The organism is Angustibacter peucedani (assembly GCF_054779595.1).
In genome coordinates, this window is sequence record NZ_BAAGXY010000019.1 from 1 (window position 1) to 21841 (window position 21841).

Annotated in this window: 18 protein-coding genes and 2 pseudogenes; 5 read left to right on the top strand and 15 right to left on the bottom strand. The window is 75.4% G+C overall.

Going from position 1 to position 21841, the window contains the following annotated elements; all coding sequences use genetic code 11:
* A pseudogene (locus tag ACYVJ4_RS05000) lies at positions 1-564 on the top strand (hypothetical protein); the annotation flags it as partial.
* Entirely contained in the window at positions 548-1420 is an 873-nt protein-coding gene (locus tag ACYVJ4_RS05005) for an MBL fold metallo-hydrolase (RefSeq protein WP_460459012.1), read from the top strand. The pseudogene ACYVJ4_RS05000 and the gene ACYVJ4_RS05005, both read left to right, overlap by 17 nt.
* A 35-nt stretch (positions 1421-1455) precedes the next feature.
* On the opposite strand, the gene ACYVJ4_RS05010 is transcribed toward ACYVJ4_RS05005, so the two are convergent.
* The 7 genes from ACYVJ4_RS05010 to ACYVJ4_RS05040 all read right to left on the bottom strand — a co-directional run bounded on the left by ACYVJ4_RS05010 (position 1456) and on the right by ACYVJ4_RS05040 (position 8420).
* Complete coding sequence (locus ACYVJ4_RS05010; RefSeq protein WP_460459013.1) at positions 1456-2223, bottom strand: GNAT family N-acetyltransferase; 768 nt, start codon at positions 2221-2223, stop codon at positions 1456-1458.
* Positions 2224-2236: 13 nt separating this feature from the next.
* Positions 2237-2785: a peptide deformylase gene (def, locus tag ACYVJ4_RS05015; protein ID WP_460459014.1), complete on the bottom strand. Its 549-nt coding sequence runs from the start codon at positions 2783-2785 to the stop codon at positions 2237-2239.
* Positions 2782-3243 (bottom strand): Fur family transcriptional regulator, encoded by a 462-nt coding sequence (locus ACYVJ4_RS05020; protein WP_460459015.1) that lies wholly within the window; start codon positions 3241-3243, stop codon positions 2782-2784. Before ACYVJ4_RS05020 ends, def begins: the two co-directional genes overlap by 4 nt.
* A 3-nt stretch (positions 3244-3246) precedes the next feature.
* The gene (locus ACYVJ4_RS05025) at positions 3247-3933 is read right to left on the bottom strand and encodes a thymidine kinase (protein WP_460459016.1); all 687 of its coding nucleotides are present in this window, start codon (positions 3931-3933) and stop codon (positions 3247-3249) included.
* Positions 3934-3945: 12 nt separating this feature from the next.
* Positions 3946-5112 carry an alkaline phosphatase family protein gene (locus tag ACYVJ4_RS05030; protein ID WP_460459017.1) on the bottom strand — a complete coding sequence of 389 codons (1167 nt, stop codon included), beginning with the start codon at positions 5110-5112 and terminating at the stop codon, positions 3946-3948.
* Positions 5109-5693 (bottom strand): DUF5998 family protein, encoded by a 585-nt coding sequence (locus ACYVJ4_RS05035; RefSeq protein ID WP_460459018.1) that lies wholly within the window; start codon positions 5691-5693, stop codon positions 5109-5111. The genes ACYVJ4_RS05030 and ACYVJ4_RS05035 overlap by 4 nt, the downstream gene beginning before the upstream one ends.
* Positions 5694-5774: 81 nt before the next feature.
* Complete coding sequence (locus ACYVJ4_RS05040; protein WP_460459019.1) at positions 5775-8420, bottom strand: bifunctional acetate--CoA ligase family protein/GNAT family N-acetyltransferase; 2646 nt, start codon at positions 8418-8420, stop codon at positions 5775-5777.
* 39 nt (positions 8421-8459) lie between these two features.
* Between ACYVJ4_RS05040 and ACYVJ4_RS05045 the strand changes: the two genes are divergently transcribed.
* Complete coding sequence (locus tag ACYVJ4_RS05045; RefSeq protein ID WP_460459020.1) at positions 8460-9386, top strand: pseudouridine-5'-phosphate glycosidase; 927 nt, start codon at positions 8460-8462, stop codon at positions 9384-9386.
* On the top strand, positions 9383-10288 hold the full coding sequence (locus ACYVJ4_RS05050; RefSeq protein WP_460459021.1) for a carbohydrate kinase family protein: 906 nt from the start codon (positions 9383-9385) through the stop codon (positions 10286-10288). The genes ACYVJ4_RS05045 and ACYVJ4_RS05050 overlap by 4 nt, the downstream gene beginning before the upstream one ends.
* On the opposite strand, the gene ACYVJ4_RS05055 is transcribed toward ACYVJ4_RS05050, so the two are convergent.
* Positions 10266-10859: a hypothetical protein gene (locus ACYVJ4_RS05055; RefSeq protein WP_460459022.1), complete on the bottom strand. Its 594-nt coding sequence runs from the start codon at positions 10857-10859 to the stop codon at positions 10266-10268. The genes ACYVJ4_RS05050 and ACYVJ4_RS05055 overlap by 23 nt on opposite strands.
* A 134-nt stretch (positions 10860-10993) precedes the next feature.
* Here ACYVJ4_RS05055 and ACYVJ4_RS05060 point away from each other — a divergent pair, with 134 nt between their 5' ends.
* Complete coding sequence (locus ACYVJ4_RS05060) at positions 10994-12733, top strand: AMP-binding protein (RefSeq protein WP_460459023.1); 1740 nt, start codon at positions 10994-10996, stop codon at positions 12731-12733.
* Between the two features lie 94 nt (positions 12734-12827).
* On the opposite strand, the gene ACYVJ4_RS05065 is transcribed toward ACYVJ4_RS05060, so the two are convergent.
* The 7 genes and pseudogenes from ACYVJ4_RS05065 to ACYVJ4_RS05095 all read right to left on the bottom strand — a co-directional run.
* Positions 12828-15641 carry a FlgD immunoglobulin-like domain containing protein gene (locus ACYVJ4_RS05065; protein ID WP_460459024.1) on the bottom strand — a complete coding sequence of 938 codons (2814 nt, stop codon included), beginning with the start codon at positions 15639-15641 and terminating at the stop codon, positions 12828-12830.
* Between the two features lie 72 nt (positions 15642-15713).
* Complete coding sequence (locus tag ACYVJ4_RS05070; protein WP_460459025.1) at positions 15714-16346, bottom strand: hemerythrin domain-containing protein; 633 nt, start codon at positions 16344-16346, stop codon at positions 15714-15716.
* 59 nt (positions 16347-16405) lie between these two features.
* A complete protein-coding gene (locus ACYVJ4_RS05075) occupies positions 16406-17044 on the bottom strand; it encodes an NUDIX domain-containing protein (RefSeq protein ID WP_460459026.1) in 639 nt (212 codons plus the stop codon).
* On the bottom strand, positions 17041-18720 hold the full coding sequence (locus ACYVJ4_RS05080) for a CTP synthase (RefSeq protein ID WP_460459027.1): 1680 nt from the start codon (positions 18718-18720) through the stop codon (positions 17041-17043). The genes ACYVJ4_RS05075 and ACYVJ4_RS05080 overlap by 4 nt, the downstream gene beginning before the upstream one ends.
* Positions 18721-18734: 14 nt before the next feature.
* Entirely contained in the window at positions 18735-19865 is a 1131-nt protein-coding gene (locus tag ACYVJ4_RS05085; protein WP_460459028.1) for a glycosyltransferase family 4 protein, read from the bottom strand.
* Positions 19866-19885: 20 nt separating this feature from the next.
* Positions 19886-21532: a murein biosynthesis integral membrane protein MurJ gene (gene murJ / locus ACYVJ4_RS05090; RefSeq protein WP_460459029.1), complete on the bottom strand. Its 1647-nt coding sequence runs from the start codon at positions 21530-21532 to the stop codon at positions 19886-19888.
* Between the two features lie 7 nt (positions 21533-21539).
* A pseudogene (locus ACYVJ4_RS05095) lies at positions 21540-21841 on the bottom strand (hypothetical protein); the annotation flags it as partial.

The window sequence follows — 21841 nt, forward strand, 5'->3', positions numbered from 1 at the left end:
GCGGTGACGCCCACCGACGTGCCGGGCGCCACGCACCCGGCCCGCCGCCGTCGCCCGCCCGCGCCCGAGCCGCTCGAGCTCGACCCCACCCTGCTGGCCGAGCCGCCGGCCGCCCACCCGCCGGCGTCCGAGGTCGAGCACCTGGCCGAGGCGGCCGACCTCGTCGACGCCGAGCAGGTCGCCGAGCTGTCCGAGCTGGCCGAGGTGGAGCCGATCACGGCCCGGCGCTGGCCGCTGGCCGACCAGATGCACCGTGTCACGGACGACGCCCCGGACGACGTCCCGGACGACGCCCCGGACGACGTCGAGACGACGGACGAGGTGCCGCTACCGGTCGACGCCGAGCCGGACGACGTCCCCGAGCTGGCCGACGAGCGCCCGCAGGTGCGCGACCACGACGCCGTCGACCCGGCCGACGCGATCGACCCGGTGGGTGCGCTCGACGAGGTGGACGAGTCGCAGACCGTCGAGGGCGGTCGCCACCGCGGCCCGGGCAAGGCGCGCGGACGGCGCGCCAGCGTCCCGAGCTGGGACGACATCATGTTCGGTGCCAAGCGCGACTGAGCCCGAGGCCCTGCTGCAGGTGCGGCGGGTCGACGACCGGACGGTGCTGCTGCGGCAGAGCAAGGCGGTGACGTTCGAGGCGCCGTTCCTGTACCTGCTGCTGGGCGACGAGCGCGCCCTGCTGCTCGACACCGGCGCGACGAGCGACCCGGCGACGTTCCCGTTGCGCGCCACCGTCGACGGGCTGGTCGAGGAGTGGCTGGCCGAGCACCCGCACGACGGCTACGAGCTGGTGGTCGCCCACACCCACGCGCACGGCGACCACGTGGCGGGTGACGCGCAGCTGGCCGACCGCCCGCGCACGACCGTGGTCGGGCACGCGGTCGAGGCCGTGCGCACCTTCTTCGACCTGCCGTCGTGGCCCCAGGGCCGGGCCGCGCTCGACCTCGGCGGTCGGGTGCTGGACGTCGTCCCGCTGCCCGGGCACCACCCGGCGCACGTCGCGTTCTTCGACCCGGTCACCGGCTGGCTGCTGACCGGCGACTCGGTGTACCCCGGCCGGGTCTACGTCCGCGATCCGCAGGCGTTCGCCGACAGCCTCGACCGGCTGGTGCAGCTGGCCGACGAGCGCGAGGTCACGGCCGTGATGGGGTGCCACGTCGAGATGTCGACCACGCCGTACCGCGACTACCCGGTGGGCGCGCGGCACCAGCCGCAGGAGGCGCCGCTGCCCATGACGGTCGAGCAGCTGCGCCGGGTGCGCGACGCGGCTCACCGGTTCCGGGACGCGCCCGGCGTGCACCGCGAGCCGGACTTCCACCTGTGGGTCGGGCCGTGCCGGCGCGCGGCGCTCTGGCACGTCGTCCGGCTGCTGTGGTCGCGGGCCCAGCACTTCTCGACCAAAGTGCGGTCGTGAACCCTGCGGGACAGCACTTCTCGACCAAGGTGCGGTCAGGAGGGCGGGACGAACGGGGTCGTCAGGGCGAGCTCGGTGAAGCCCAGACGTCGCAGGATCGGGCGGCTGTCGGCCGACGCGTCGACCTGCAGGTACCGGTAGCCGGCGTCGGCGGCGAGCCGCGCCCGGTGCGCCACCAGCGCGCGGAACACCCCTCGCCCGCGCCACTCCGCCAGCGTGCCGCCGCCCCAGAGGCTGGCGAAGTCGGTGCCGCGGGTCAGCTCGAGCCGACCGGACGAGATCGGCACGTCGCCGGCCATCGCGACCACGGCCGCCACCGAGCCGGGGTCGGCGGCCAGCCGCGCCGCGAGCGCCCGCCCGATCCGCGAGTGGTCGCCGCCGAACACCTCCTCGTGCACCCGCACGAGGGCGTCGACGCCGGCCTGGTCGACGACCGGCTCGAGCCGCACGCCCTCGGGCAGCCGGACGTCGAGGGCGAGCTCGCGCACGTCGGCGACGAGCAGCGCCTCGACCTCCTCGGCGACCAGCCCGGCGGCCACGAGCCGCTGCGGCAGGTCGGCCGGACGGTCGTAGGAGTAGTGCTTCCACTCCCAGTCCGTGCCGGCGAACCGCGCGACCTCGGCGGCCACGACCGCGTCCGCGCTCGCCTCGTCCAGGTCGCTCCACACGACGCCGTTCCAGCCGTCGTCCGTCATGACCCGGACGACGTGCTCGTCGGCCTCGACCCGCATGCCGGGCTCGTCGGGCTCCAGCCGGCGGCGGATCTGCGCGTCGAAGGCGGCGAGCACGGCGGCGGCGTCCATCAGCGGCCCGCCATCAGAAGGTCCCGAAGCTGCTGGTGCGGGAGGCGTCCTGCTGCTCGCGCTCGGCCGCGGCCTTCAGCGCGGCCCGCCGGTCGCGGCCGCTGAGGTGGTCGAGGTACAGGCGCCCGGCCAGGTGGTCGGTCTCGTGCTGCAAGCAGCGCGCCAGCAGGCCCTCGCCGCGCACCTCGACCGGCTCGCCGTGCACGTCGAGGCCCCGCACGACCGCTCGCTCGCGGCGCGGGGTGGTGAAGGTCTGGCCGACCACGGACAGGCAGCCCTCGTCGTCGCGGTCGACGCCGCCGCCCACCTCGACCAGCACCGGGTTGACCACCACGCCGTGCTCGTCGTCGACCTCCCAGACGAACACCTGCAGACCGACGCCGATCTGGTTGGCGGCCAGGCCGACGCCGTGCGCGGCGTGCATCGACGCCCACATCCGGTCGACCAGCGCGGCCAGCTCGTCGTCGAACGCCGTCACCGGCGCGGTCGGCGTGCGCAGCACCGGGTCGCCCACCTGCCGGATCGGCGCGGGCGGGACGGCGGGGCGCGGGGCCGGGGTCATGGCGCGGCCTGCGGTGCCGCGGCCCGGCAGGCGGCGCACGTGCCCGACAGCGCGACGTGGGAAGGGTCGAGGGAGAACCCGTGCTCGGCCTCGACCTGCGCGGCGACGTCGTCCAGCAGCTCGCCCTGCAGGTCGACGACGGCGCCGCACCCCTCGCACTGCGCGTGCAGGTGGGGCTCGTCGCCGGCCAGGTGGTAGGTCGTCGTCCCGTGCCCGACGTGCACGTGCTGGACGACGCCGAGCTGGCTCAGCGTCTCGAGCGCCCGGTAGACCGAGGCGCGGTGCACGGCCGGGTCCTGCTCGGCGACGGCGCTCACCACCTGGTCGGCGCTGAGGTGCGCGTGCCGCGCGGCCAGGGCGGCGAGGACGGCGCGGCGCGGGCTTGTCATCCGGTCACCGCGCGCCCGCAGCAGCGCGGCCGCCCGGTCGACGGCGCTCGCGGCGGGGCCGACGTCCACGCCTCAGCCCGCCGTGACCCGCGAGGGCGGCACCGGGCAGACGTCCAGGTCGAGCGGCAGCACGTCGGGCGAGAGCGCGACGGCGTGCGCGGCCGCCCGGGTCATGCGGCGCATGTGGTGGCGACGGCAGAGCACCTCGTAGCCGATCTCGCTCGCGCCGGCGTTGGTGTCGCCCACGACGACCTGCTCGCCCTCGACCACCATCACGCCGTCGGCCGTGCGGGCGTTGTGGGTGGCCCGCGCACCGCACCAGCACAGCGCCTCGACCTGCAGCACCTGCACGCGGTCGGCGAGCTCGATCAGCCGCTGCGAGCCCGGGAAGAGCTTGGTGCGGAAGTCGGCGGTGATGCCGAACGCGAAGACGTCGACCGCCATCTCGTCGACGAGCCGGGCCAGCTGGTCGACCTGCTCGACGTCGTAGAACTGGGCCTCGTCGCAGATCAGGTAGTCGACCGGCGAGCCGCCCGTGCGGTGGGCGACGACGACGTCCCAGAAGTCGGTCTCGTCGGTGACCTCGAGGGCCGCGCCGACCAGGCCCAGGCGGCTGGACAGCACCGCCTCGCCCGCGCGGTCGTGGCGCGTGAACACCAGCCCGCGGCGCCCCGCCGCGGAGTGGTTGTGGTCCATCTGCAGCGCGAGGGTCGACTTCCCGCAGTCCATGGTCCCCGAGAAGAACACGAGCTCAGCCACGCGTCGATCCTGTCACGTCGGGCCCTGCAGCGTGAGCAGGGGCACGAGGGACTCCGCCGGGGTCATGGCGCCGTGCAGGCCCACCAGCGCGAGCAGCTGCGGGCGCATGCGGCGCGAGTCGACGACCGCCAGCCCGGGCTCGCAGACCACGACGACGTCGCCGATCCGGGCGCTCACGTGCGGCGCCACCGGACCGAACCAGCCCGCCGCCACGGCCTGCTCGCGCGGCACGACCCGCGCGCGTCCCGCCAGCCGCTCCGACCACACCCGCACGACGTCGTCGACCCGGCCAGGCTCGCAGTACAGCTGCGGGCAGCGCGGCTCGCCGCCCGCGTGCCGCACCCCGCTGGCCAGCTCGGGGTCGTGCGCGAGGTCGATCCGCAGGTGGTGCGGGACGTCGACCATGCCGTGGTCGGCGGTCAGGTGCAGGGCGGCGTCGCGGGGCAGCCCGGCCGCGAGGCGCCGCACGGCGAGGTCGACCTTGGCCAGCTCCTCGCCCCACTCCCACGAGCCGCAGCCGGCGACGTGCCCGACCTTGTCGACGTCGCCCCAGTAGACGTAGACCAGCGTGCGCGGCGCCGAGCGCAGCGCGGCGAGCGCCGCGTCGACCCGGTCGTCGAGCGAGTCGGCCGCGACGAACCGCCCGCCGCGCAGCGCGGCCTCGGTCAGGCCCGAGCCGTCGAAGAAGCCCGGCCCGATGCGCACCACCTCGACGCCGGCGGCCGCGGCGTGCTGGAACACCGTGGTCTCGGGCTGCCAGCGCCGCGGGTCGACCGGCGGCTCCCAGCTCAGCTCGTTGAGCAGCGCGTCCTGCTCGGGCACGAGCACCTCGTAGCCCACCAGGCCGTGGCTGCCCGGCGGCAGACCGGTGCCCAGGCTGCCCATGCTCGTCGCGGTGGTGGTCGGGAACCCGGCCGTCATGGTGGCGGTGCGCTCGAGCTGCGCGCGCAGGAAGGGCGCGTGCCCGGCCCGCTCGCGCAGCAGCACGTCGCCGAGGCCGTCGACCAGCAGCACGCAGGCGCGCGCGGTGGTGGGCAGGTCGAGCACCCCGCCCGGCGCGGACGGCGCGGCGAAGGACCCGGGCAGCGTCACGCCGTCCAGGCTGCGGACGACGGCGGGCATGAGGTCGGCGAGGGTGTCGACCCCGTAGCGCGGCCCGGCCGGCAGGCCGCTGCTCACCCGCGGGTGCCGGCGGTGGCGGCGGACAGCTCGCGCGCGAAGGCCAGCGCGCGCCGCAGCGCGTCCTCGCCGTCGGCGTCGGCGCTGACCCGCACCGAGATGTCGTCGGCGCTGGCCGTGCCGGTGTAGCCGTGGTCGGCCTCGCACTCGGGGTCGGCGCAGCCCGCGGGCTCGAGGTCGAGCCGGCTCACGCCGCCCCAGCCGATGGTGAGGGTCAGCTCGCGCGACCCGGCGCCGGCGCGGTAGGTCTCGGGCTCGGTCACGACGTGGTTGACCACCACCGAGCGCACCAGCGACAGGGGCACGGCCTCGGTCGCCGCGGTGGCGTACGGCTGCTGCGGTCCGTCGGGGCCCTCGGGCGCGTGGTCGTCGGCGTGGACGACGACGAGCCGGGTGGGCGTCAGCACCAGCGCGGTGATGTGCCGGCGCACGACGTCGTGGTCGAACGTCGTCTCGGCGTGGACCAGGTGCCCCACGGCGCGCTCGCCCGCGATGCTCACGTCCAGGACGTCGGCCACCAGCTCGGGGTAGTAACCGGCCAGGTCGAGGTCGGCGCGCAGCGCGTCGGAGGTCTCCCGCATGAAGGCATCCTCCCATTCCCCGGGCCTGCTCCGCGCTGCCTCGTGCACAGGGCGGCGGTCGGGCGGCGGTCGGGCGGCGGTCTAGCCGGGGAGGCGGCGGGTGGGGGTGTCGGTGCGGCCGGGCGGCGGGGCCAGCCGGACGCGCGCGCCCAGCACGGTCGTGCCGCCCGGCGCGGCGATCACCGGGTTGAGCTCGAGCTCGGCCACCTGCGGCAGGTCGTCGGCCAGCAGGGAGACGCGGGCGACGACGTCCTCGAGCGACTCGACGTCGACCGGGTCGGCGCCGCGGTAGCCGAACAGCAGCGGCGCGGCGCGGACGCCGCGCACCAGGTCGGCGACGTCGCCCTCGCGCAGCGGCGGGCTGCGCCGCGCGACGTCGCCCAGCAGGTCGGTGGGCGCGCCGCCGACGCCGAACTCGACGACCGGGCCGAAGAGCGGGTCCTCGAGCGACCGGACGACGCACGCGACGCCCACGGGGGCCATGGCCTGGACGACGAACGTGCCCGGCCCGTGCTGCTCGAGCTGGCGCTTCATCTCCGTCAGGTCGTTGCGCAGCTCGCCCTCGTCGGCGATGTCGAGCCGCACGCCGCCGAGGTCCGCGCGGTGCCTCAGGTGCGGCGCCGTCGCCTTGAGCGCGACCGGGTAGCCCACGCGCTCCGCGGCCGCGGCGGCGTCGTCCGGCGTGACCACGTCGAACGCCGGCCACACGTCGACGCCGTACGCCGCGAGCAGCGCGGTGGCATCGTCGTCCGCGAGCACCACGCCGTCGTGGTCGTCGGGCGTGAGCCGGTCGACGAGCTCGCGGGCGGCCTCGCGCATCAGCCCCTCGACCTCCATGCGCGGCCCGCGGTCGCGGCCGCGCCACTCGGCGTAGCGGGTGGCCGAGACGAGCGCGCGCACCGAGTCCTCGGGCGTCGGGTAGGCGGGCACGGTGCGCCGGGACGACGAGAGCGCCTCGGTGACGCCGTGCATGCCGAGGAACGTCGCGACGCAGGTCTTGTCGCCCTCGGCCGCCACCTCGGCGAGCGCCACGGCGACGTCGGCGTCGATCGTCACCAGCGGCGGGATGAAGCCGGCGACGACCGAGTCGACGTCCTCGGCCGCGAAGGCCGCCGCCAGGGCGGTGCGGAACTCCTCGGCCGTGGCGTCCGAGCGCACCGCGACCGGGCCGTGCACGACGTCCAGGCCCCAGCTGGCGCACGCGTCGGCCGCCAGGGCGCCGAGCGCGTCGGAGTTGGTGACGACGGCCACGCGCGGCCCGGCCGGCAGCGGCTGGTGCACCACGAGCTGCGCGACGTCGAAGAGCTGGTGGATGTTCTCGACCCGGATCACGCCGGCCTGGTGCAGCACCTCGTCGAAGGCCTCGCGCGGCAGCCGCGACTCGCGCACGGTGTGGCCCGGCGGCACGCCGAACGTCGACTGCCCGCTCTTGACCACGACGACCGGCTTGGTGCGGGCCAGCCGCCGCGCCACCCGCGAGAACTTGCGCGGGTTGCCCACGCTCTCGAGGTAGAGGCCGACCGCGTCGGTCGCCGGGTCGTCGAGCCAGTACTGCATCAGGTCGTTGCCGCTGAGGTCGGCGCGGTTGCCCGACGACACGAAGCTCGAGACGCCGAGCCGGCGGCGGCGCGCGGTGTCGAGCACCGCGATGCCGAGCGCGCCGGACTGGCTGAACAGGCCGAGGCGCCCGGCCGGCGGCATGGTCGGCGCGAGCGAGGCGTTCAGCCGCACCTCGGGGTCGGTGTTGAGGATGCCGAACGAGTTGGGCCCGATGACCCGCATGCCGTGGCGGTGGGCCAGCCGCACCAGCTCGGCCTGCCGCTCGCGCCCCTCCTCGCCGGTCTCGGCGAAGCCGCTGCTGACGACGACGAGCCCGCGCACTCCCCCGGCGCCGCAGTCGGCCACGACGTCGGCCACCAGCTCGGCCGGGACCGCGACCACCGCGAGGTCGACCTGGTCGGGGATGTCGCTCACGCGCGTGTGGCTCTCGACGCCCTGCACCTCCCACGCCTCGGGGTTGACGGCGTAGAGCGGTCCGGTGAACCCGGCGGCGAGCAGGTTCTCGAGCAGCCGGTGCCCGATCGAGTCGGGGTCGCGGCTGGCCCCGACGACGGCGACCGAGCGCGGGTGCAGCACGGCCTGCACGCTGCGCGCCTCCGAGCGCTGCTCGCGCGACTCGCGCACGCGGTCGGAGTCCTCGTTCGGGGAGATGTCGAACTCGAGGGCGATGACGCCGTCCTCGTAGTGGTGGCGCACGGTGTACCCGGCCTCGCCGAACACCCCGATCATCTTGCGGTTCTGCGGCAGGACGTCGGCGACGAACCGCCGGATGCCGCGCTCGCGGGCCGCGGCGGCCAGGTGCTCGAGCAGCACCGACCCGACGCCCCGGCCCTGGTGGGCGTCGGAGATGTTGAAGGCCACCTCGGCCGTGTCGCCCTCGACCCGGTCGTAGCGGCCGATGCCGACGATCGAGCTGCCGAGCGTGGCCACCAGGCCGACGCGGTCGACGTGGTCGACGGTCGTGAACCGCTCGAGGTCGCGCTCGGAGAGCCGTTGCAGCGGGGCGAAGAACCGCAGGTAGATCGACTCCGCGCTCTGGCCGGAGTGGAACGCCTCGACGGCGGGTGCGTCGTCCGGCCGGATGGGTCGCAGGTGCACGACGCCGCCGTCGCGCAGGACGACGTCCGCCTCCCAGTGCGCGGGGTACGGACGGGCTGCGGCGGGCACGCGCCGAGCCTAGCCGGGGCGCTCACTAGGCTGCGGCGCATGACCTCGCCCACCCCGCCGGTGCTCACGTCCCCCGAGGTGCAGCAGGCGCTCGACGACGGCGCACCTGTGGTCGCCCTCGAGTCCACGATCATCAGCCACGGCCTGCCGCGCCCCGACAACCTGCGGGTCGCGCGCGAGATCGAGCAGGCGGTGCGCTCGAACGGCGCGGTGCCCGCCACCGTCGCCCTGGTGGGCGGCCAGGTGCGCGTCGGGCTGGACGACGACGCGCTGGCGACCGTGGCCGGCGACGACTCGGTCGTGAAGGTCAGCGTCCGCGACCTCGGCGCGGTCGCGGCCCGGCAGGGGCACGGCGCCACGACGGTCGCGTCGACCGCCCACCTGGCCGCGCTCGTCGGCATCCCGGTCTTCGCGACCGGCGGCCTGGGCGGCGTGCACCGCGGCGCGAGCGGCACCTTCGACGAGTCGGCCGACCTGGTGACGCTGGCCCGCGTGCCCACCACCGTCGTGTGCGCCGGCGTGAAGTCGATCCTCGACGTCCCGGCCACGCTCGAGCGGCTCGAGACCCTCGGCATCGGGCTGCTGGGCTACGGCACCGACCGCTTCCCGGGCTTCTACCTCGCCGACTCGGGCCAGCCGCTCGAGCACCGCGTCGACACCCCCGAGCAGGTCGCCGCGGTGATGCACGCGCGGGCCGACCTCGGCACCGACCTGGCCGGCCTCGTGGTCGCCAACCCGCTGCCGGTCGACGAGCAGCTCGACCCCGAGCTGCACGACCGGGTGCTGGCTGGTGCGCTCGCCGGCGCCGAGGCGGAGGGCGTGCACGGCAAGGACACCACGCCGTACCTGCTGGCCCGGTTCCACCACGACACCGAGGGCCGCAGCCTCGAGGTCAACACCCGGATCATCCTGCGCAACGCGGCGCTGGCCGCGCGGATCGCGGTGGCGCACGCGGCGGGCCGATGACCCTCGCCGTCCTCGGCGACGTCATGACGGACGTCGTCGCGCGCGTCGACGACCCGCTGGCTCTCGGGTCCGACACGGCGGCGCACGTGCAGACCCAGCAGGGCGGTGCGGGCGCGAACGTCGCGCACTGGCTGGTGCACCTCGGCTGCCCGACGGCGTTCGTCGGCCGCGTGGGCGACGACCCGTTCGGCCGCGAGGCGGTCGAGGTGCTGCGCCGCGCCGGGGTCGAGCCGCACGTGGTGCTCGACCCGGCGCTGGCCACCGGCACGGTCGTCGTGCTCGTCGGGGCGGACGGCGAGCGCACGATGCTCCCGGACGCCGGGGCCAACTCGGCGCTGTCGACGGGTGACCTGCCGGTCGAGGCGCTGCGGTCGGCGGCGCGCGTGCACGTGTCGGGCTACACGCTGCTGAACCCCGGCTCGCGGGACGCCGGGCGGGCGGCGCTGGCGGAGGGACGCTCGGCCGGCGTGCCGACGTCCGTCGACGTCGCGAGCGCCGCACCGCTGGAAGCGTTGGGGGGCAAGGAGTTCCTGGCGCTGACCGAGGGCGTGGACCTGGTGTTCTGCACCCTCGACGAGGCCGACGTGCTGGTCGGCACGCGCGACCCGGCGACCGCGCTGGCACGGCTCACCGGCACGTACGGCGAGGTCGTGCTGAAGCTCGGCGCGTCCGGAGCGCGGTGGGCGGCCGACGGTCGCGAAGGGGTCGAGGTGCCGGCGTGCCCGGCCGTCGGCGCGGTGGTCGACACGACCGGTGCGGGCGACGCCTTCGCCGCCGCCTACCTGGCGTCGGTGGTGTCCGGCCAGGACGTGCGTGATGCCCTGGACGCCGGGTGCCGCACCGCGGCGTCGGTCGTCACCCGGGTGGGCACGCGGCCGGTCAGTCCAGGCAGCCGAGGGTGATCTTGGCGTAGCCCTTGGGCTTGCGGACCTCGGCGCCGTAGCGCGTCACGAAGGTCTGCGCGTCGGCCTTGGTCGCGAAGTACAGCACCGCGCCGGACCAGTAGTCGTACTCGTCCAGGTGCAGGGCCTTGAGGGCGCCGTGGTCGCAGGCGACGTCGCCGACGACGGCCTGGTAGCCGACCTTGGCGGCCTCTTTCACGGCCCGCTCGACGCCCGCGTCGCTGGCGCTGTGCCCGACCGCCAGGTACACGCCCCAGACCGAGCCGCCCTGCTGGGGCTCGCCCAGCGAGGTGGGCCACTCGGCCGTGGCCGTCGCGGTGGCGGTGGCCGTCGCGGTCGCCGTGGGCGTCGCCGTCTCGGTGGGGGTGGGCGTCTCGGTCGCGGTCTCGCTCGGCGCCGGGCTGGTGGTCGAGGGCGTCGGGGCAGCCGAGGTCGTGGACGTCGTCGGCGTGGCCGCGTCGTCCCCGCGGCAGCCCGCCAGCAGCACGGCCGGGAGCACGACCGGCAGCAGCGCCGCCGTCGCGATCCGACGCGCCCTCGCCGGGACCTGCTGCCCTGCCCTGGTCACCACGACCTGCCTCCTGACGTCGTCCACGAACCTAACCTGCACCAGCGGATCGGCCGGGGACGTGCCCGGCTTGAGCGCGTCGTCCCGGAGCCTGGTTCGCGTTGACCGACCACCGGCGGGGTGCGAGGGTCCAGAGCATGACGATGGCCGAGCACGACGCGAGCTACGAGACCTTCCGGACGGCGCGGGACCACCTGCTGCTGCACCGCGACGACCCCGCAGCGGCGGTCGAGGCGTACCGGCCGCCGGACCTGACGCACTTCAACTGGGCGCTGGACTGGTTCGACGTCGTGGCCGCCTCGGCCGACACCGGCGCGCGCACGGCGCTGTGGGTCGTCGACGAGGACGGCACCGGCACGAAGGTGACGTACGCCGAGATGTCGAGCCGCTCGGGCCAGCTGGCCGCGTGGTTGCAGGCGCACGGCGTGCACCGCGGCGACCGGCTGCTGCTGATGCTCGGCAACCAGGTCGAGCTGTGGGAGACCGTGCTCGCCTGCATCAAGCTCGGCGTCGTCGTCATCCCGGCGACGACCCTGCTGGCCCCGGCCGACCTGCGCGACCGGGTCGACCGCGGGCACGTCGCGCACGTCGTGGCCCGCAGCGAGGACACCGCCAAGTTCGCCGACGTGCACGGCGGCTGGACGCGGATCGCCGTCGGCGACGACGTCGAGGGCTGGTTGTCGTACGGCGCGAGCTACGAGCACCTCGAGACGTTCTCGCCGGAGGTGCCGACCCGGTCGGACGAGTCGCTGCTGCTGTACTTCACGTCCGGGACGACGGCGCAGCCGAAGCTGGTCGAGCACACGCACGTCTCGTACCCGGTCGGTCACCTGTCGACGATGTTCTGGATCGGGCTGCAGCCGGGCGACGTGCACCTCAACATCAGCTCGCCCGGCTGGGCCAAGCACGCGTGGAGCAACCTGTTCGCGCCCTGGAACGCCGAGGCGACGGTGCTGGTGGTGAACCAGTCCCGGTTCGCGGCCGAGCCGCTGCTCGCGACGATGGCGGCCTGCGAGGTGACGACCTTCTGCGCTCCCCCGACGGTCTGGCGGATGCTGGTGCAGGCGGACCTCGCAGCCCATCGCGGGCGCATCCCGCTGCGCGAGGTGGTCGGCGCCGGCGAGCCGCTCAACCCCGAGGTGATCGAGCAGGTGCAGCAGGCCTGGGGGCTGACGATCCGCGACGGGTTCGGGCAGACCGAGACCACGGCGCAGGTCGGCAACCCGCCGGGGGCACCGCTGAAGCCCGGCTCGATGGGACGGCCGCTGCCGGGGTACGACGTGGTGCTGCTCGACCCGGTGACCGGCGAGGAGACCACGGAGGGCGAGCTGTGCCTGCGGCTCGACGGACCGCTCGGACGACCCGTCGGCCTGATGGTCGGCTACCGCGACGACAAGGAGCGCACGGCGGATGCCATGCGCGGCAACGCTTATCACACCGGTGACGTGGCGAGCCGGGACGACGAGGGCTACATCACGTACGTCGGGCGCTCGGACGACGTGTTCAAGGCGTCGGACTACCGGATCAGCCCGTTCGAGCTCGAGTCGGTGCTGATCGAGCACCCGGCGGTGGCCGAGGCGGCGGTCGTGCCGTCGCCCGAGCCGACGCGGCTGGCGGTGCCGAAGGCGTACGTGGTGCTGGCCTCCGGGCACGAGCCGACCGCCGAGACGGCGGCGTCGATCCTCGGCTACGCGCGCGAGCACCTGGCGCCCTACAAGCGGATCCGGCGGATCGAGTTCGCCGACCTGCCCAAGACGATCAGCGGCAAGATCCGGCGCGTCGAGCTGCGCGGGCGCGAGGACGAGGTGCACGGCGGCGGCGGCGACCCGGCGGCGCGGGCCAGCTCGACCGAGTTCTGGGAGGAAGACCTCCCCTGAACCCCGGCCGCGGCGCCGGGTCGGCGGTGATCTCGGCAACGGGTATCACCTGGGTGACGCCCGTTGCCGAGCTGGCGGCCGGGCCGCCGATCGGCTAGTGCCAGAAGGCGAACGCGTCGAGGTAGAGGTTCGGCCGGCCGCTCGTCGGCCGCGGGTGGACGCTGACCGTCACCGACTGGATGCTCGGGACGAGCACCTCGGCGACCAGCATCTTGTGCCGCGTCGTCGAGGAGTAGGTGTTCACCTCGACGTAGTGCTGGCCCCACCACGACCCGTTGACCGACACCTCGGCCTTGCCGCAGGTGCGGCACGTGGTGGCGTAGACGCGGACGCGTCGCACGCCGGACTCGTAGGTGTAGAACGAGCCGGTGCGCGTCGTACGGGCCGTGCTGTCGAACGCGCCGTACTGCGTCACCGGGCGCCAGCCCGAGCCGAACGAGCCGGAGCGCGCCAGGGTGCGGTCGTCGGTGAGCAGCTGGGTGGTCGTCGTGACCCACGGGCTGACCATCCCGCCGAGCGAGCGCAGCCGCACCCGCAGCGTCAGGTCGTCGCGGTACAGCCGCTTCGTCCACGCCGCGCTGTGGCCGCGCGTGCCGGTGAACCACGGGACCCAGACCCCGCCGTCCCACTGCTGCACCTCGTACGTCTCGGGCACCCAGGACGGCTTGCCGGAGGCGACGGCCCACGCCGCGCGCACGTACGGGCGCTCGGACGTCGTCAGGCTCGTCGCCGGGGCCTTCAACGTGACCCGCGGCCGCCAACGGCTGAGGTTCACCGTTCCCGTGACGTCGTCCGCACCGGCCCGACCCACCTTCGAGCCGCCGACGCTGGTGCCGCTGAGCCGCCACGAGTACGCACCGTCGGCCGCGAGCGCACCAGACGCGGTCGTGCCGTCCCACGTGACCGTGGCCACGGATCCGACCACGGTGACCGGCAGGGTGCGCACCGTCGACCCACCCGCGGTCGTGATGGTCAGCGCGGCCGACGCCAGCGGCGCCTCGGTGCGCCAGGACGGCGACCAGAGGTCGGTCAGGTGGTCGCCGTTGGGCGAGAAGCCGGGGGCGGCGTCGTCGAGCACGTCGACGTGCGAGGCCCGGACGACGGAGGCCAGCGGCGCGCGACGGAGGGACCCGTCACGGGCGACCCAGGTCAGCCGGCCGTCGTCCAGCGACAGCGGCGACCCGGGGGCGGCGGACGCGACGGTGACGGCCGGGCCGGAGCCGCGGACGTCGTAGACCATGACCGAGCCGTCGGACGTCACCCAGGCGACCAGCCCGTCCGCGAACGCTCCGACCCGCGTCGTGGGCACCGACGAGCGCACGGTGGCGTCCGGCCGGAGCACGACGCTGGTGCCCGTGTACAGCCGGGCCAGCAGGTCGTCGCCCGAGGCGAACAGCGTGGCCGAGCAGTCCTGGCCGGCGGAGCAGCCGTCCGCCCACATCCGGCGCGCGCCGCTGGCGTCCACGCGCCACAGCCCCCCGGCCTGCGTGCTCGCCCAGATCACCCGGCCGTTCGTCGCGGCGCTGCGGACGCCGGACGGCAGCGCCGTCCCGGCACCCGACAGGCCCAGCCACGCCCGCGTCGGCGTCGCCAAGGCGTTGCCCGCGAACGCGATCGGGCGGCTGTACTCTAGGTCCTCGAGCAGGCCCGTCACCGAGTTCGAGCTGGTCGGCTGCACCGAGACGTAGCTGTGCCCGTTGGTGTTGTCGAAGGACGTCGTCCACCGACCGGCCGAGAGCAGCCCGCGCTCGTGCGCGACGAGAGCACCATCGGCGACGTGCACCACGTCCGTGTACGTGCCAGGGCGGTCGACGAAGAGGTCGGCACCGTCGTCCTGCAGGCGCGTGGTGGTCCACACCGAGGGCTGGAGGTCGACGACCGGCGTGGCGGTGCCCGAGGCCGCGACGGTGTCGAGCTCGGGGTGGGTGATCGGCAGCTCGTCGGTCGCGAGGAGCGTCGTGCCGTCGGTGGCGACCGACGAGACCGCGAGCGCGGTGCCACCGGCGTCCTTCGCCGTGACGACGGGATCGGCAGCCATCGCGGTGGCGACGCGCAGCGGACCCGCGCTGTAGCCGGCGAGGCGCCACGCGGTCGAGCTGTCGGTGAGCACCGGGGCGGCCGTGCCGGCCTCGACGGTCCACACCTGGGGGGTGTCGGCGTCCGTCGCGGTCGTCGCGATGCGCCGCAGCGACGTCGTGCCGCCCACGGACTGCACCCAGCCGACGTCCTGGGTCGACAGCGCCACGGACGTCACGCCAGCCGCCGCCTGCACCAGGTGGCCGGGTGACCCGTCGGCCGGGAGCCACCACAGGCCCGAGGACGCGGGGTCGCCGGTGCCGAGGTAGATCGCGAGACCGTCGGCGCGCACCGCGGAGGCACCGAAGGCCGTCGCCGCCGGACCGGACAGCTGCGTCGTCGTGCCGTCGTCGTGGCGCCAGGTGAACACGCTCCCGAGGCGGGTGACCACGCCGTCCGGGGCCGGCCCGACGAGGATCCAGGACCCGGTGGGTACGGGGCGGGTCGTCATGTCGCTCAGGTCGACGACCTGCTGGTTGACCAGCACCCGCGGCCCGGCCGTCCGCACGAACGGGGCGGACGAGACGACGACGCCCAGCGGGCGCGGCGCGGCCGACCCCTCCTGCACCGCCAGCTCGTGGGACCCGGTCGCCCCGGTCGTCGGCAACGGCTGCATCACCAGTCTCCGGGTGCCGTACGCCGCCAGCACCCGGTGCGTGACCGCCGCGGTCGACGGCTTGGCCGGGTAGACCACGGTGCCGGCCGGGTCGGGCCGGTCGACGGGCGCCAGCACGCTCGTGGCCGCCACGGCCGGAGCGGCCGCGGCGAGCGGCACGAGGCCCGCAGCGGGAAGGACGACGGCGAGCGCGATGGCAGCGCGGCGGTTCAGCACGACGGTGTTGCCCCCTGGGACGTGCCGGTCACAGGCGCCGGCGGCTGCGCGACGGTAGCACCCGCGGGAGGCTCAGTGGGCCCAGACCGAGGCGACGTCCTTGCGGTAGCCGCGTCCGAAGACGGCCGTCAGCACCTTGAGCACCGGCGGCGGCACGGTGTGCCCGATCGCGGCCCGCTGGTCGGGCGTCGCGCCGTCGAGGACCCAGGCGAAGAAGCGACCGCCGCGAGCCGGCCCGACCTTGGCGAACTCCTTGCCCATCGCCACGATCGCCGGGTGGTCGACGTTGGCCAGGTAGACCGGCTCGATCTCGGCCTCTTCGTGGTCGAGGTGCCGCACCGTCACGGTGCGCAGCTGCTCGAAGGCGCCCTGGGCGGCGGACGCCTGCGGCGCGCCGGGCGAGCTCTTCAGGGCGGCCATCGCACCGCGCGCGACGCCGAGGGCCTCGGCCATGGTGGCGTGCTCGGCGTCCATGGTGGCGAGCACCTCGGGGCTGACGCCGACCTTCTGCAGCGCCGGCCAGGCGGTCTCGTGCTCGCCCTCGTGGTGGTAGGTCAGCTGGTCGTCGAAGTTGGCCCAGGCGGTGGCCAGCTGGTCGGCCCGGCGCTGGTCACCCGCGGGGAACGAGCCGAGCGCGGCGACGAAGCGGTCGAGGTCGCGCCGGAACGCGCCGTGGATCACGCGGTTCATGCTCATCTCGGTCATGCCCCGAGAGCGTAGGGCGCGGCACCGACGTCGCGGAGGACCTTTGCGCAGCCCGCGGCTCAGCGGTCGCGGAAGGCCGGGTGCTCGGGCCACGGCGCGTCGGCCGGCCGCAGCGAGGCCCACCCCCCGTCGCGCGACGCGCAGGCCGCGAGCACCCCCACGACCAGCGAGGGGCTGTTGAGGTGGCCAGCGAGCACCGCGTCGCGCACGTCGTCCAGCGCGAACCAGTGCGTCGGCATGTCCATCTCCTCGCCGTCGCGCTCGTGCCGTTCGCCCTCCGGCACGGCCGAGACGTCGCGCGCGAGGAAGCAGCGGAACACCTCCGACGTCCCGCCCGGCGACATGACCCAGTCGGCCAGCGTGTGCCACGTGCCGGCCCGCAGGTCGGCCTCCTCGGCCAGCTCGCGCTGCGCGGCGAGCACCGGCGCCTCCCCCGCGACGTCGAGCAGCCCGGCCGGCAGCTCCCACATCGTCATGCCCACCGGGTGCCGGTACTGGTGCACGAGCGGCACGCGGCCCTCGTCGTCCAGCGCCAGGACGCCGACCGCGCCCGGGTGCCGCACGTAGTCGCGCGTCACCTCGCCGGCCCGGCCGAGGTCGACGACGTCGCTGACGACGTCCCACACGCGGCCCTCGAACACGACCTCGGACGACCGCACCGGCTTGGGGCCGATGGTGTCGCGCAGCTCGACGCTCACGCGCTGGCGACGGCCTGCTCGCGCGGGCGCTCGACCTCGACCAACCGCGCCGCGCGCTGCGCGTCGACGGCCGCCCGGACGAGACCGGCGAACAGCGGGTGGGCGCGGTGCGGGCGCGAGAGGAACTCGGGGTGCGCCTGCGTCGACACGTAGTACGGGTGGGTGTCGCGGTCGAGCTCGACGAACTCGACCAGCCCGCCATCCGGCGACGTGCCCGAGAACACCAGGCCGGCGGCCTCGAGCTCGCCCCGGTAGGCGTTGTTGACCTCGTACCGGTGGCGGTGGCGCTCCTCGACGACGGTGGTGCCGTAGGCCTCCGCGACGACCGAGCCCTCGGCCAGGTGCGCCGGGTACAGTCCCAGCCGCATGGTGCCGCCCATGTCGCCGTCGCCCTCGACGATCGCCTTCTGCTCGACCATCGTCGCGATCACCGGGTGCGGCGAGCTCGCCTCGAACTCCGTCGACGACGCGCCCTCGAGCCCGGCGACGTTGCGCGCGTACTCGATGACCATGCACTGCAGGCCGAGGCAGAGGCCCAGCGTCGGCACGCCGTGCTCGCGCGACCAGCGCAGCGCGCCCAGCTTGCCCTCGATGCCGCGCACGCCGAACCCGCCGGGCACGCACACCGCGTCGACGCCGCCGAGCGCCTTCTGCGCCCCCTCGGGCGTCGAGCACTCGTCGGACGCGACCCACCGCAGGCTGACCTTGGCGTCCTGGTCGAAGCCGCCGGCGCGCAGGGCCTCGGTGACCGACAGGTAGGCGTCCGGCAGGTCCACGTACTTGCCCACCAGGGCGACCTCGACGTGGTGCTCGGGCTCGTGCACGCGGCGCAGCAGGTCGTCCCACGCCGACCAGTCGACGTCCCGGAACGCCAGACCCAGCCGGCGCACGATGTAGGCGTCCAGGCCCTCGCGGTGCAGCACCTTGGGGATGTCGTAGATGGACGGCGCGTCGACGGCGTTCGCGACGGCCTCGGCGTCGACGTCGCACATCAGCGAGATCTTGCGCTTCATGTCCGGCGGCACCGGGCGGTCGCTGCGCACGACCAGCGCGTCGGGCTGGATGCCGACCTGGCGCAGCGCGGCCACCGAGTGCTGGGTCGGCTTGGTCTTCAGCTCGCCGGACGGCGCGAGGTAGGGCACGAGCGAGACGTGCAGGAAGAACACGTTGTCGCGGCCGACGTCGTGGCGCACCTGCCGCGCGGCCTCGAGGAACGGCAGCGACTCGATGTCGCCGACCGTGCCGCCGATCTCGGTGATGATCACGTCGACGTCGGACGACGCCTGCGCCCGCATGCGGCGCTTGATCTCGTTGGTGATGTGCGGGATCACCTGCACGGTGTCGCCGAGGTACTCGCCGCGCCGCTCCTTGGCGATGACCTCGCTGTAGACCTGGCCGGTCGTCACGTTGGCGCTCGCCGACAGCGGCCGGTCGAGGAACCGCTCGTAGTGCCCGATGTCGAGGTCGGTCTCGGCCCCGTCGTCGGTCACGAAGACCTCGCCGTGCTGGAACGGGTTCATCGTCCCGGGGTCGACGTTCAGGTAGGGGTCGAGCTTCTGCATCGTCACGCGGATGCCGCGCGAACGGAGCAGGAGGCCGAGGCTCGATGCGGTCAGGCCCTTGCCGAGGGAGGAGGCCACGCCGCCGGTCACGAAGAGATGTTTCGTCTGCGCCACGGACTTTTACTGTACTAGGTCGTCGACCCAGATCGGCGCAGTGCCCCGTACACGTCGAGCGCGGCGTCGCGCGCGTCGTCGTCGTCCGGCAGCTCGGTGGCCCGCTGGCGAGCACGACGACGCAGGTCCTCGCGGGCCCGGGAGTCGCCCAGCAACCGGCCCAGACCGGCTGCGAGCCCGGGCGCGTCGCCGCCCGGCACGAGCAGCGCGGCGTCGCCCGTGACCTCCGCCGTGCCGCCGACGTCCGTCGCCACGACGGCCGCGCCGGCCTGCAGCGCCTGCTGGACGGCGATCGGCTGGCCCTCCCACACGGCGCTCGACACGACGACGTCCGCGACCGTCAGCAGGTCGCCCACGTCGTCGCGCCAGCCCAGCAGCTCGACCGGCAGCTGCTCGGCCTCGATCCGCGCCGCCAGCCGCTCGCGCAGCGGCCCGTCGCCGGCCACCAGCACCACCGGGGCCAGGGCGCCGGGCTCGGGCTGGGGCAGCAGCGCGACCGCGTCGAGCAGCAGCGGCAGCCCCTTCTGCTCGGCCAGCCGGGCCACGCACAGCACGACCGGACGCCCGTCGACGTCCAGCTCCTCGCGCACGCGCGCGGGCGTCGACGTGGCGCGCAGGGCCGCCGGGGCGGGCACGACCGCGTGCCGCACGTCGGACGCGCCCAGCTCGCGCAGGCGGTCCTCGAGGTCGGCCGAGACGCCGAGCACGACGTCGGCGCCGCGCGCGACCAGCCGCTCGAGCACCGCGTAGGCAGCACGCACCGGGCTGCCGCCGACGCCCTGGGCGAGCAGCGCGTTGTGCAGCGTCACCGCCAGCGGGGTCTCGCGCCGGCGCAGGGCCAGCACGGCGAGACCGCCCGCGCGCAGGCCGTGCGCATGGACGACGTCCGCGTCGTCGGCCAGGTGGCCGATCGTGCCCACGGCCTTGACGTCCCCGCGCGGGTGCGGGCGCTCGCGCACCTCGACCACCTCGGCGCGGGCACCGGTGCCGGCGAAGTCGAACTCCTCGTGCACGGACGACGGCGCGCCCACGGTCACGTCGTGGCCGGCCTGCTGCAGCGACGCCGCGAGCGCCCGCACGTGCCGGGCCACGCCGCCGCCGCTGGTGCCGAGCAGCAGCAGGACGCGCAACGGCTCGTCGGCCACGTCCGCCTCCTGGCTCGGGGTCATCCGGCCGCGGCGTCGCGCCGCAGCAGGGCTCGCAGGTCCTCCCGGTCGGTGAGCGCCACCCCCAGCAGCAGCACCGAACCCGTGACCACCGATCCCACCACACCCGCGACCAGCGCGCCGCCGACCCCCGCCGTCGTCACCCGGTCGGTCACCAGGCGACCCGCCAACAGGGCGACGACCGCGACGGCCAGGCACCGGGCGAGCACGGGCAGTGACCCGGCGAGCGCCTCGGCGACCCGCGTCGAGCCGACCTCGGTGCGGGCGGCGCCGACGAGCAGCGCCGCTCCGGCGACGGTCATGCCGAGCGAGCTGGCCAGCCCGAGCGCGAGCAGCGTGCCGCGCGCGGGGTCGGTGCCGTCGTCCAGCAGCGGCACCAGGACGAGCGAGGCGACGACCGCGACGAGCCACCCGCCGACCGTGGCCCGCGCCGCCCACACCGCCCGGTGCGCCGCGAACAGCGCCCGCCCCAGGTGCGCGACCAGCGCGAAGCCGACCAGCCCGGGGGCGAAGGCGGTCAGGGCGACGGGCAGGGCACCGAGCGCCGCTCCCCCCGCGTCGAGGGCGGCGAACAGCCGGCCCACCGCGGGTGCCGTCGCGACCAGCACCGCGGCCCCGGCGACCGCCACGAGCACGACCCCGCGCGTGGTGCGCGTCAACGTGCGGGCGAAGGCGGGTCCGTCGTCCGCGGCCGCCTGCGCCGCGAGCGTGGGGAACGACGCCGTGGCCAGCGGCACCGCGAGCACGGCGTACGGCAGCAGGTAGACCGCCTGCACGTACTGGTAGACGTTGATCGTGCCGGCGCCGCCGCTGGCGTTCGACAGCCGCACGGTGACGAGCACCAGCACCTGCTGGGCCACGAGCCCGGCCAGACCGGCCAGTGCGAGCGTGCGGACGCGGGCCGCGACGCCGTCGTCGAAGCGCAGCGTCGGGCGCAGCCGCACGCCCGCACGGTGGGCCGGCACCAGCAGCGGCAGGCTCAGCACCAGCACCCCGGCCGTGGTGCCGAGCGCCAGCAGCAGCTCGGCGCCGCGGTCGGGCAACCAGGTGGCGGCGGCCGCGCCCGAGGGACGGTCGGTGACCGCCGCGAAGGCCAGGTAGACGCCGATCACGACGACGCTCGACACCAGCGGGGCGAGCGCCGGCCCGACGAACCGGCGGTGGGCCTGCAGCACGCCGGTCAGCACGATGCCCACGCCGTACAGCACGACCTGGGGCGCGAACGCGACGAGCATGCGGGTGGCGCTGGCGTGCTGCCCCGGGCACCCGGTGCCGCCGAGCAGCAGGTCGGTGACCGGGCCGGCGAGCAGGGCCAGCAGCAGGGCCAGCGGCGTGAGCAGCACGACGCACCAGGTGAGCAGCGCTGACGCCGTGCGGTCGGCGGCCGCCCGGTCGCCGCGCACCAGCGCCGACGACAGCACGGGCACCACGCTCGCGGCCAGCGCTCCCCCGGCGACCACCTCGAAGAGCACGTTCGGCACCTGGTTGGCGCTGGCGTACGCCGAGCCGACGCAGGAGCTGCCGACCGTGCCCGAGAAGGCCAGCCACCGGCCGAACCCGACGACGCGGGCGAGCAGGGTCAGCACCGCGATGCCGGCCGCCGCACCGGCCAGGCCGGTGACCAGGCGGCGCGACGGCGCGCTCACGACCGGCTCACGACGAGGCCGGACGACGGCCGAGGGCGTCCAGCTCGCGCAGCACCGGCGTGCGCTCGATCACCCGGGTGAAGCTGACCTTCTCGCTGGCGACGGTGAGCCCGACCAGGCCGGCCAGCAGCGCGAGGCGCCCGCGCGGGCGGGTCGCCGCGAGGGCGGCCACGCCGAGCAGGGCCCCGGCCGCGTTGGCCCCGGTGTCGCCGAGCATGGTGCGCTCGCCCAGGTCGTCGGGCAGCAGCACCGCCGCCGCGCCCGCGGCCACCGCCACCGGCACGGCGTCCGGCGGCGCGACCGGGGCCG